Genomic DNA, 12,091 nt, shown 5'->3' with positions numbered 1-12,091 from the left:
CAGGAGAAACCTCGGCCTTGACTAAATCATGAGATGCCGCAACGCTAAAGGCTACCGCCACAGTCCTAATTAATATGTTGATGAAACTAGGATGGTAATCTAGCTTAGGTTTCATCTTGTTTTCCCCTCCTCCTGGAATGTAGGAGTAACCGCAAAATTCATTCTTACCATGCTACCAGGCGCTATTCGCACCAAGCGAGATTGGCTATTACGTTCCCTGAATTTTCGATTAGGAGCTAAAGTATATCCCGGTAAACTGCTCAAGTCTAATACCCCTGTATGCGCTCCTGGTAAGACATTCACCAAAGAAAACAAACCATTAGGATCTGTGATCAGACGATTGCCATTTTCCAGATAAATCACCGCATTGGGGATTCCCGATTCTCCTGGTTGTTGTTCTCCATCAAAGTTTTTATCAACAAATACCCGCCCGATGATTGTCCCACAATCACTGGTAATTCCACCACGAACTTTCAAATAGTGTATAGCTGGTCCATCTTTCACCGTTAAATTATTATCACTGCGAGTTGAACTAGCGATCGCACTATTTTTTCCTGTCCCCCGTTGAGCATCATTGGTCAGTTGCACAGCATAGGCTATATTGATACTTTTATCAACAGCAACAGTCGTATTTATACTAAAACTGACAGTATTGCCATTGTAACTAGTGATAATATCCAGCTTTTTACCATCTAGCTCGGCGCGGACTGAATTAGGCAAAAACCTGAACCCCACAGGTAAAGTATCCTTAACTACTAAATTATCTAGTGGTATTTCCTTGGATGTATTTTTTACTGATACACGATAAATTGCCGTATCTCCTGGTTCTGCTGTAGCCCGATCTCCAGTCTTTGTGATCCGTATTTGATTTGATTGACACAACCTCGACTTAAAGTTAAACGCTAACAACTGAGTTGCCGCATCAGTCACCAAAACCTGTTGATCTGTAATCGTCGTGCTGTTATCAAGACCAATCGGTTTACCATCCAAGGAGGTCGCCCGATACGCAACAATATTATTTGTATTACTTAATATCTCCAGTTTAATCAGTTGCTCCGCATAGATGGAATTAGTCGGTGGATTAACTACAAGAATATAGGTTTTGCCAATGTCAAGTTGACCCTTAGTAGGATCAAGTAAGAAGTTATACACACCCTTGTATTGTATAGGCTCATTGCCAATAAAATAAGGGTTGACATTTTTGGTGTTTGGTGATAGACCTGCTGGTACACCATTCTTAGGCACATCTGGAACTTCCGTCGTTGTCAAAGAGACTAATTCTCCTAACTCTGTACCAGTCGGACCGCCCAGGGGTTCATAAATACCCACCGAAAACCCCGTATAGTCAGGTAACAGCGCCCCTCCACAGCCATAAATCCGTCCGAGAGGGTCAGTCAAAGAATTATCCGCCGGGACAACACTAGAACTGCCAGTATGGGTTACAGAGTTACCAGTTACAGGATCTGAATAACTGTAACTATAACTAGCTTGATTGTAAAAATTAGCTCTTTTTCCACTTACTCGTCTTTGTGCAACTGCTACAGGTACACTAGCCTGTAATATACCTCCTAACAAAAGACCAATAGTTAGCTTTCTCCGCCAACCACCTTGAGCAGTTAAATAATTTTTGATTAGCCAATAAATATTCACGGATAAAATTCATCTCTTTTGACTTAAAATTCATCTTTATCTCAGTATTTTTGTGGATGCGTAGGATGGGATACCCGACGTAGTGGTAGTTGTTTTGATCTGAAGAGGATAATTGACTATCCTTTTTAAGCAAGTATTAAAGAATCCGAGTGTCTTTAGACCGCAGATTGTCAAAATCCCCCAGATCATTAGCGAACTTGAGTTTTATAAGTCGCTGTCACAGTCGCCTTACCCACCACAGATGGAACTAGAATCCGAATATGAGTGTAAGCACTTGCTGGTGCAGGTTCAGTTACTTTTTTCCCGTTGCGAGTTACCTGAATGGTGGGGTTTTCCACAAATGTGAGTTGATTATCAATGCTGTAAGTAATTTTGGCATCTTTAGCAGAAACCTTTGTTGAATCCAACACATACACCATTTCTTTAGGAATGAGTTGATTAAGAGTCACATTTTTAATGGGTTTATCACCCTTGTTACTTGCCGTCGAAGTATATTGCAATAGATCCCCTGGTTTAACTGAGTCCTTACTCTGTACAGGTTCCCAGGTTTTAACTTGCTTACCTTGTTGATCTTGAGCAATAACTCGTTTTTTGGCTGTCAATCGTAATTCCAGTTGAGGCTTCTGATTATTACTTTGAGCAACCGCACTGGTAGACTCCCATATAGGTGCTATTTCTGGAACCTGATTGATAAAAGGTACGGTAACAACCAGAGCAAATGCACTTAAACTAGCTATAGAAAACCGTCTCATTTTTATACTTCCTATTAAGTAGGTTGGCGTTGAAAATTGTCGTTATGGCAAGGCAAAAGGCAAGAGGCAAGAGGCAAGAGTGAAGAGGGTTTGGGCGATTTTACGTTTCTTTACACAGTTTGGTTTTATTGTGTTCACCTACTTAACTCAATATCAGTCATCAACAAGGGAATAGGTTGGGTTGCACTGTCGCGCAACCCGACGCTCATAATCGAATCACCCCACCCTAACCCTCCCCTTGTGAAGGGGAGGGAACTGGATTTTCTTGTTTCCCCCATTTCCAAGGGGGGATTAAGGAGGGTAATTTAACTTGTGTTTACACGATTTTCCGGTTTCCCCTATTTCCAAGGGGGGATTAAGGAGGGTAATTTAACTTGTGTTATAGCTTTTCACCCTTATTCCTCAAATCACCCCACCCTAACCCTCCCCTTGTGAAGGGGAGGGAACTGGATTTTCTTGTTTCCCCCATTTCCAAGGGGGGATTAAGGAGGGTGAAAATGTGATAAAAATCACGGGATACAACTTTTAAAACATCCTCTAATAGCTGATACTTTTAAGAGGATGTTTGAAAAGTTTTGAATGTATAGACTGACCCCTCTCCAAACCTCTCCCCTGCAAGGGGAGAGGCTTTAAAACTCCCATTCCCTTGCAGGGAAGGGGGGTAGGGAGGTTAGGTTTTTGGAGATTACGGGTTTGACATAATACTTTTCAAACAACCTCTAACCTTCTGACCATGCTTTGCAAGAGTCAAGAGGCAAGAGGCAAGAGGGTTTAGGCGATTTTACTTTTCTTTACACAGATTGGTTTTATTGTGTTCACCTACTTAGTTCACCTTCCGTTGGAAAGTAAACCGTCCTGATCCTTGTGGATTTATAATTTGGTTCACAGTGTTAACATACTTGGTAACATCTGTCGCTGCTGTTGTACCACTTTGGTTAACAGAGGGGAAGAATTGAATTGTGCCACTGTTAGAGTCGGAAGCCTGTGGATTGGTAACATTACTGGTATCAATGATACTGTCGCTATCATTATCTATCGCCCAGTTGTTTTTACCATCATTAGCAGCAGCGCTGAGAGCGCCATCCTCAGTAATCACAATATTTCCAGCTTTCAAAGTCACGTTACCAACACCAGCTTGAAGATCAGAAATATTCTTGTAGCGGATTTGGTACTCAATAATGTTGCCAGGAAGTGGTGTTCTAGGTACGTCATTAACGGTACTATTCGGGTCAATTTCCACACCAGCATTCGCATATTTTGGTGTGCTTTCAAAGTTATCTTGACCAGTTCCTACTGCTTGATCACTAGTTCCCTGTAAAATCCGTGAGAATTTGACCAGTTGCAAGAAGCCAGTATATACCCTATCAATCGTAACGTTTGTTGCACTACCAAGAGTAGCGGTGATAGGTACTGGATAGCCCCATTCTGTATCGTCTGTATAATCAGTCAAGGTATCTGTTGACAGCTTCGTACCTGCTGGCAGATTTACTTCCACACCATAGCCAACACTAGCACCAGGGGTAACGTTAGGAATGGTAACTGGTGTTGCCGCAGTAGTAGCAAATGATCCACTACCAGTTTGACTATAGGTATAGACAGCAGAAAGACCATTATAGGTAATAGTTACTGTTGTCCCAGTTGGTAAATCCAGCTTATTTGCTGGCACGGTTGGTTCTAATGTGACATTGCCAGCAGTGGTACCATTATTTTGGACTGTATTACTGAAAGCAACCGCTTGTGGGTCAATTTTAGAACCAGGACTTGTCCCCGCAGGAATAAAGGAAGACTTGTTAGTGAAGTCAGTTGCAGTTGTTCCGTCTGGACCAATAGCACTGGGAGCATTTAAAGGTCCATTGAGTACAGAAGCAGCTGTTATTGCAGTAATTACGAAAACGTTGTCTTCACCACCATCCCCAACACCAGTGTTGTCGTTACTAGCGTCAACTCCTTGGGTGGCTGGGTCGTCAGCAACACCATCGCTGATACCACCAATTACAGCGGCTACATCTGTAGGTAGAATACCATCAGTGGATGCCACTCCTGGTTTCATATTACCTAAAACACCATTGTAGTTACTGGGATTTTGGTCACCTGATTCGTCATACACTGGTAGTCCACCGGGCGTTTGACCGACTACCTGAGCAATGTTACTAATCCTAAGGGGTGATGTTGCGCCTGTTGCTACGCCTAGCTTGATAGAGAAGCCACTAACAGTGGTACCGACGGGAATAGAACTAGTAGTAGTAGTATCTTTAACGAAACCGACTCTTTTTACGGTTGTAATATCGCCTGGAGCAGTTTTATTCCACGCAACAGCAGCATCAGTTGGCTTAACTGTATTAGCTGCAAGGGTAGAATAAACGGCTGTCCACCCAGCTGGGGCGGTAGGTGCTTCTGCTAATACCGTACCAGCAGGAATTACGTCGGAAACTAAAATGTAATTGCCGGGAGCATCGTTATTAAGACCGATAACCGTCATTGAATAACCTGCAAGTGGGTTTGGTGTGATTCCTAGTCCAGTTACGTCATTACTTTCAACTCGTAAACTCAAGCCGTAAGTAATTTTATCGTCAGTGATATCATCGAGTGTATCTAAGGGTGAACCCTTACTGTAATCCGTGCGAGTTTTCAGCAAGGTAGCTAAAGCTAGGTTCTTTGTCAATGAACCAATTACACTCTGCTGTTTCGCACTGGCTTCCCGTGTGCCGTTAATTGGTGCACCATCTATTTCATTAGCAGGAAGAGGAGCAGTGTTATCTACGGTGTAAACGTCACCACCGTTGTTAACACGGAGTACGTTTTGAGCGTTACCAGGTGTATCACCAAGCTGCACGGTAATAATGTCACCAGTATTAGCACCAGCCTGGACTTTAACTGGGACTTGAACTAAGATTGTTCCACCAACTGAGATTGAGTCTGTGATAACTTGACTACTAATTATCTCCGTGTAACTCGTGCCGTCGGTACTATATTTTAAGTTTCCATCAACAACACCAGGTCCAGTGGTTGTGGCTAGGTTAGGTATGCGGAATGTGGTGGGGTCGTTACCAACGTTCTTGATGGTGAATGTGTAGGTAAGGATATCACCAACTTTAATTTCATCTGCTGGGGTGTTATCTGTTGGTACACCAGTGTTTGTTACCGTGATACCTGCTACTTCTGCCACCGTTACGGTAACGGTGTTAGATGTAGCATTAATAGTTGTTCCAGGTTTGTTAGGATCTTCGTAGGTCGCTGTTGCTGTGTTACTAATGACTTGTCCAGCTTTTGTTCCGTCAGCAAGCGCAGGAGCAACGAATGGGAAGAAGCCGTTAGCGATAAAGGCTGTCGCTATTAAAGAACGGAATAATTGAGATTTTCTACGAGTTGAAGACTTTCGAGTAGATTGCATGTTGATACCTCTCTGGGCTAAGTTGAATAAACTATAGGTTTAATAAGACCGTAGTAATATTGGGGGTTTTTTATCCTCAATAAAGACTAATTGGCAGAAGTTTGCAAGGTCAAGGCTAAGAGGTTGTTTGAAAAGTATTATATGAAACCCATAATCTCCAAAAACCTAACCCCCCAGCCTCCCTTCCCTACGTTAGCGCAGCGTGCCGAAGGCTGGGAAGGGGGGTTTCAAAGCCTCTCCCCGCTTAGGGGAGAGGTTTGGAGAGGGGTTTATTGATACATTAAAAACTTTTCAAACATCCTCTAATACTTGCTCGGTATATGACTATCGTTGACTAGCCTTACAGATTTTTTTGTTTTTACCCTGAATACGGTCTAATTGATTTGTATTTACCTCTTATCCCACTATAAATCATCTTTAGTTACTTTTTGTAGAGTGACTGATGCTTGAAATGACAACATATTACTTTTTTACAAATAGAACGTTTTAAGTATCAATATTATTTCTGGTAAAAGAAAATGAATTTTTAGGGGTAAAAGCACTGTTAGTATTATCACTTATTATCTAAATAAAGGTATAAATAAAATTAATTTAAGTATCTCATTTATCAGTATATTTGCAATGTATTTGATAAAATATGTAAATATATAGTGTAAATAAATACAACCACTAATTCTTGCTTAGTTTTTTAATAATAAGATAATAATGTAATATATTTATCTCACAAATAAATTAATGGAGAGAAATTAAATATGCAATCACTGCATTAGGATTTACGCTTTTTACATAAATTTACAAAATCTTTATAAAATGTACTGCTAGAAAATTCACCGAAGGGACTTCCAAGAAATAAATTGTCCCAAAAAAATAATGATAATCATTATGAAAAGAGAGAAAATAAAAAATTATCCCAATAAATGAACAAAAGAACCACAGAGGCACAGAGAACACAGAGAGAGAAGAAATAAGTAGGTGAACACAATAAAACCGAACTGTGTAAAGAAACGTAAAATCGCCTAAACCCTCTTCACTCTTGCCTCTTGCCTCTTGCCTCTTGCCTCTTGCCTCTTGCCTCTTGCCTCTTGCCTCTTGCCTCTTCACTCTTGCCTCTTGCCTCTTGCCTCTTGCCTCTTGCCTCTTCACTCTTGCCTCTTGCCTCTTGCCTCTTGCCTCTTGCCTCTTGCCTCTTGCCTCTTGCCTCTTGCCTCTTGCCTTTTGCCTTGCCATAACTCTTGCCTCTTGCCTCTTGCCTCTTGCCTCTTCACTCTTGCCTCTTGCCTCTTGCCTCTTGCCTCTTCACTCTTGCCTCTTCACTCTTGCCTCTTGCCTCTTGCCTCTTGCCTCTTGCCTCTTGCCTCTTCACTCTTGCCTCTTGCCTCTTGCCTTTTGCCTTGCCATAACTCTTGCCTCTTGCCTCTTGCCTCTTGCCTCTTGCCTCTTCACTCTTGCCTCTTGCCTCTTGCCTCTTGCCTCTTGCCTCTTGCCTCTTCACTCTTGCCTCTTGCCTCTTGCCTCTTGCCTCTTGCCTCTTGCCTCTAATTAAACCCGATAAAAATAGTCGGGTATGTTTGACGTGGATTTTGCCTCGTGTTAGTATGATTCCAAAGTTGACGGATACCCAGGGAAAGCAAGATTATGACTCAGGCGATTACAAACCTCAACCAAGCGAACACTTCTATCCTCAAGGCTTTGAAGTGTAAAGAGTGTGGAGCAGAATACGAACTCAAAGCTACTCATGTCTGTGAGTTGTGTTTTGGACCGTTGGAAGTCAAATATGATTACAATGTTCTCAAGAGCTTAGTTAGTCGAGAAACTATTGAAGCTGGTCCTAATTCGATTTGGCGCTACCGTCACTTTTTGCCCGTTGCTACAGATAATTTTATAGATGTAGGCACAGGGATGACTCCATTGGTGCGTTCCCACCGTCTCGCCCGTCGCCTGGGTCTAAATAAACTTTATATTAAAAATGATGCCGTCAATATGCCCACCCTGAGCTTTAAGGATCGGGTGGTGTCCGTTGCCCTCAGTAGAGCAAGAGAATTAGGTTTTACGACTGTTTCTTGTGCTAGTACAGGTAATTTAGCCAATTCTACCGCGGCGATCGCAGCTCATGCCGGTTTAGATTGTTGTGTATTTATTCCTTCTGACTTAGAAGCTGGTAAAGTTATCGGTAGCTTGATTTATAGTCCAACTCTGATGGCTGTGAAAGGCAACTATGATCAAGTTAATCGTCTTTGTTCGGAGGTCGCCAATACCCACGGTTGGGGTTTTGTGAATATTAACCTGCGTCCCTACTATTCCGAAGGTTCTAAGACATTAGGTTTTGAAGTTGCAGAACAACTAGGTTGGCAATTACCAGATCATATAGTTGCTCCTTTGGCTTCTGGTTCTCTGTTTACCAAAATTTATAAAGGTTTCCAAGAATTTGTCAAAGTTGGTTTAGTAGAAGCGAAAGATGTCCGTTTCAGTGGCGCTCAAGCGGAAGGTTGTTCCCCAATTGCGAAAGCTTTTAAAGAAGGTAGAGACTTCATTCAACCAGTTAAACCGAATACAATTGCTAAATCAATTGCTATTGGCAACCCGGCTGATGGGGTATATGCTGTAGAAATAGCTCAAAAAACCAACGGTAATATTGAATCAGTTAATGATGCGGAAATTATCGAAGGTATCAAACTCTTAGCAGAAACCGAAGGCATTTTTACGGAAACCGCAGGGGGTACAACCGTTGCAGTTCTGAAAAAACTAGTAGAAGCTGGCAAAATTGATCCAGATGAAACTACAGTAGTTTATATTACTGGCAATGGTTTGAAAACCCAGGAAGCAATTCAAGGTTATATTGGCGAACCTTTGACAATTGATGCTAAACTAGACAGTTTTGAACGGGCTTTAGAAAGATCCCGCACACTTGACCGCTTAGAATGGCAAGAAGTTACAGTTTAATCCTTTCACTACCAATTAATTGTAGGGGTAAAGCAAGAGCTTCATTGGTGTCAACTTAACGTAAAACCTGTAGCCCGCCTGGGAATGATAGCGTAGCGTGGCGTTAGCCATATTCCCAGTCTAATAGCAGAAGTTGTCTTTTGATGACTAAATAACCCGGAAATTTTTGAGTAAACTTTAGTTTACTTTCGCTATTAGCCCGGAAATTCATTTCTGGGTGGGTGTGGAAGCCAACAAATAAGACATCTGTAGCTTAAGTTGACACCATTAAGCTTTTGCTTTACCCCTACCAAGCAAATCACTCACTAACAATTAACGTTTAAACAATGGCTGTAAAAGTTTTAATTCCCACTGCTTTGCAAAAATTTACAAACGAACAAGCTACTTTAGAATGTACTGCTAGTAATATTTCTGCATTATTAAATTCCTTAGAAGTAAGCTGTCCTGGAATCAAAGCGCGTTTGTGTGATGATGAAGGCAATCTCAGACGGTTTTTGAATTTCTATGTCAATAGTGAAGATATCCGCTTTTTAGAAGGGGCAGAAACAGTCCTCAAAGATGGAGATGAAGTGAGTATTGTTCCCGCTGTTGCAGGTGGTTGAAATATTTATTGGGGTTTAGGGTATGGGGTTTTGAATGTCCCAAATTACCCATTACCCAATCTTATGGTTCTTTTAAGGAAAATGCTATTTGCGAGCGATCGTTTCCCCAGTAAAGGTAACACTTTCAAAGTAAAAGATATTTGTCTATATTTTTTACAACTATCAGATAATCGTTATATAGGACTCCTATTTGATTTTTGAACAAAACTTGGTACACCTTCATATTCTCAAATCCTCTTGCCTCTTGCCTTTTGCCTCTTGCCTTCCTACGCAGGAAAATATGGCTAATGCCACGCTTCGCTATCAGGAATCAAACCGGAGTCCTATATATAAATAGTTGTGGCTATGCTCTGGTATGTCAAAATGGAAATAACTGACTACCCCAAAATGAGCAATGGCAGAAGAAACTAATCAAAATCAAGCGGGTGATGTGGGTTCTAATCCTGCTATAACCGCCCCAGAAAAGCCCTCCGCAGACGCGAAAGCCGCCAAAAAGGAAAAGCCCCCAGCGTTGGAAGATAAGCCTTTTGAAGAGTTTATGCAGCAACATTACCTACCAGCGTTACAAGAGGCAATTACTAAAGAAGGTGTGCCAGATGTGAAGCTGGCTTTTGCCAAGCAGAAGTATTCTATTATTGGTTTTAATTCAGCAGAAGAATGTTGGCAAGTTATCGGTTCTTGGCAAGGGGGACAGCGCCAGTTTAACGTATATTTCCCTGAAGCCAATATTCAAGGTAAAAAGGGATTTTCCTGTAATGAAGGTAAAAAACCAAGTACCTTGGAATCGTTTTTAATTGATGAGCGTAAAATTACCCTAGATTTATTGGTATCTCGGTTAGTGTATCGCTTAAATGGACAAAAGTGGCTAGGTAGAAATTAGCTTAAAAAAACCCACCCTTACTAAGTTTAGGGGTGGGTTATTCGGTTATTTATATATGGATTTGGGAAAGTGGCAAATTAGAACATACCCATGCCGCCCATGCCACCCATACCACCCATGCCACCCATACCGCCCATACCGCCCATACCGCCCATACCGCCCATACCGCCCATACCACCCATGCCACCATCAGGGGACCCAGCGGATTGTTTTTCAGGCTTTTCAGCAATAATGGCTTCGGTGGTTAGTACCATACTGGCAATAGAAGAAGCATTTTGTAAAGCGGAACGAACCACCTTTGCGGGATCAATAATACCAGCAGCAATTAAGTCTTCAAATTCGCCTGTAGCTGCGTTATAACCGATATTCAAATCAGTTTCCCGAACTCTGGCAACAATGACAGAACCTTCTGCCCCAGCGTTCTCTGAGATTTGCCGCAGGGGAGCTTCTAAAGCTTTTTTAACAATATCAGCACCAATTCTTTCTTCGGGGGTGAGGCTGTTTTTAATTGCTTCTATCTTGGTAGATAGATAAATTAAGGTTGCACCACCACCAGGAACAATACCTTCTTCTACTGCGGCTTTGGTAGCGTTGAGTGCGTCTTCAATCCGCAAGGTTTTGTCCTTGAGTTCGGTTTCTGTAGCGGCACCGACTTTAATTACGGCAATCCCACCGGCTAACTTAGCAATGCGTTCTTGCAGTTTTTCGGTATCATAGTCGGAATCAGTTGCGGCTAACTGTTTACGAATTTGCTCAATCCGAATTTGGATTTCTGGTTTAGCAGCATTACCAGCCACAATGGTGGTATTTTCCTTGTCAATGTGGATTTTCTCCGCAGTTCCCAACATTTCCAAAGTGGCAGTATCTAAGCTTAAGCCAATGTCTTCAGAAATCATTTGTCCATCGGTGAGAATGGCAATGTCTTCTAACATAGCTTTGCGACGTTCGCCAAAACCAGGAGCTTTAATCGCAGCGATCGCTAATACACCACGCGCTTTATTCACAACCAAGGTTGCTAAAGCATCACCGTCTACATCTTCGGCAATAATCAATAAAGGTTGACCTGAACGGGCAACTTTTTCCAAAATGGGGACTAAATCTTGAATGCTGCTGATTTTTTTATCAGTAATCAGGATGCGGGCGTTTTCAAACTCTACTGTCATCCGTTCGTTGTTGGTGATGAAGTAGGGAGAAATATAACCTCTATCAACCTGCATTCCTTCTACCACTTCTAGTTCAGTAGTAAAGGATTTAGATTCTTCAACGGTAATAACACCGTCTTTGGTCACTTTCTCCATCGCCAGTGCTATCATTTGTCCAACTTCCGCATCATTACCAGCGGAAACTGTGGCAACTTGGGAAATGGCACTTCCTTCTACAGGTTTAGCGATATTGGCAATTTCCTTTACCAGCGCCTCAACGGTTTTATCAATACCCCGTTTTAAACTGATGGGATTTGTCCCCGCAGCTACATTCTTCAAACCTTCCTTAATCAAGGCTTGTGCTAGAACTGTGGCAGTGGTAGTCCCATCCCCAGCTATATCCTTAGTTTTTGATGCTACTTCCTGAATTAGTCTAGCGCCAGTATTTTCTAGAGGATCTTCTAGTTCAATTTCTTTAGCAACAGTGATACCATCGTTAACAATTTGGGGAATACCAAATTTTTTCTCTAATAGGACGTTACGACCTTTTGGACCTAAAGTGATTTTCACCGCATCTGCCAGGGCGTTAATACCCTTTTCTAAAGCACGCCGTGATTCTTCATTAAATGCAATAATCTTAGTCATGTTTTATTTTTCTATTGCTTCCATTAGACAATTTAGCACTCACTGACCAAGAGTGCTAATCCCTTTCCTCAATTTAGATTAACAATCAA

At 41.9% G+C, this 12,091-nt stretch carries 8 protein-coding genes; 3 read left to right on the top strand and 5 right to left on the bottom strand.

Going from position 1 to position 12,091, the window contains the following annotated elements:
* Nucleotides 1-111: 111 nt before the first annotated feature.
* The 4 genes from AA650_RS16565 to AA650_RS16550 all read right to left on the bottom strand — a co-directional run bounded on the left by AA650_RS16565 (nucleotide 112) and on the right by AA650_RS16550 (nucleotide 7,020).
* A complete protein-coding gene (locus AA650_RS16565; protein ID WP_053539848.1) occupies nucleotides 112-1,650 on the bottom strand; it encodes an isopeptide-forming domain-containing fimbrial protein in 1,539 nt (512 codons plus the stop codon).
* A gap of 188 nt (nucleotides 1,651-1,838) precedes the next feature.
* Nucleotides 1,839-2,402 (bottom strand): DUF11 domain-containing protein, encoded by a 564-nt coding sequence (locus tag AA650_RS16560; protein ID WP_053539847.1) that lies wholly within the window; start codon nucleotides 2,400-2,402, stop codon nucleotides 1,839-1,841.
* A gap of 823 nt (nucleotides 2,403-3,225) precedes the next feature.
* A complete protein-coding gene (locus AA650_RS16555) occupies nucleotides 3,226-5,793 on the bottom strand; it encodes a beta strand repeat-containing protein (RefSeq protein WP_053539846.1) in 2,568 nt (855 codons plus the stop codon).
* A 792-nt stretch (nucleotides 5,794-6,585) separates the two neighbouring features.
* Complete coding sequence (locus AA650_RS16550; protein ID WP_053539845.1) at nucleotides 6,586-7,020, bottom strand: CsbD family protein; 435 nt, start codon at nucleotides 7,018-7,020, stop codon at nucleotides 6,586-6,588.
* A gap of 408 nt (nucleotides 7,021-7,428) precedes the next feature.
* On the opposite strand from AA650_RS16550, the gene thrC reads away from it, so the two are divergent.
* The 3 genes from thrC to AA650_RS16530 all read left to right on the top strand — a co-directional run bounded on the left by thrC (nucleotide 7,429) and on the right by AA650_RS16530 (nucleotide 10,215).
* Nucleotides 7,429-8,733, top strand: coding sequence for a threonine synthase (thrC, locus tag AA650_RS16540; protein WP_053539843.1), 1,305 nt, complete (start codon nucleotides 7,429-7,431; stop codon nucleotides 8,731-8,733).
* Between the two features lie 326 nt (nucleotides 8,734-9,059).
* Complete coding sequence (locus tag AA650_RS16535) at nucleotides 9,060-9,335, top strand: MoaD/ThiS family protein (RefSeq protein ID WP_053539842.1); 276 nt, start codon at nucleotides 9,060-9,062, stop codon at nucleotides 9,333-9,335.
* A gap of 394 nt (nucleotides 9,336-9,729) precedes the next feature.
* Nucleotides 9,730-10,215, top strand: coding sequence for a DUF2996 domain-containing protein (locus AA650_RS16530; protein WP_053539841.1), 486 nt, complete (start codon nucleotides 9,730-9,732; stop codon nucleotides 10,213-10,215).
* A gap of 77 nt (nucleotides 10,216-10,292) precedes the next feature.
* Here the strand turns inward: AA650_RS16530 and groL are convergent, their stop codons facing one another.
* Entirely contained in the window at nucleotides 10,293-12,002 is a 1,710-nt protein-coding gene (gene groL, locus AA650_RS16525; protein WP_053539840.1) for a chaperonin GroEL, read from the bottom strand.
* Nucleotides 12,003-12,091: the final 89 nt, after the last annotated feature.

Source organism: Anabaena sp. WA102, from assembly GCF_001277295.1.
GTDB lineage: Bacteria > Cyanobacteriota > Cyanobacteriia > Cyanobacteriales > Nostocaceae > Dolichospermum > Dolichospermum heterosporum.
Note: the sequence above shows the minus strand (reverse complement) of the source record. Positions and strands in the feature narration are given on the sequence as shown.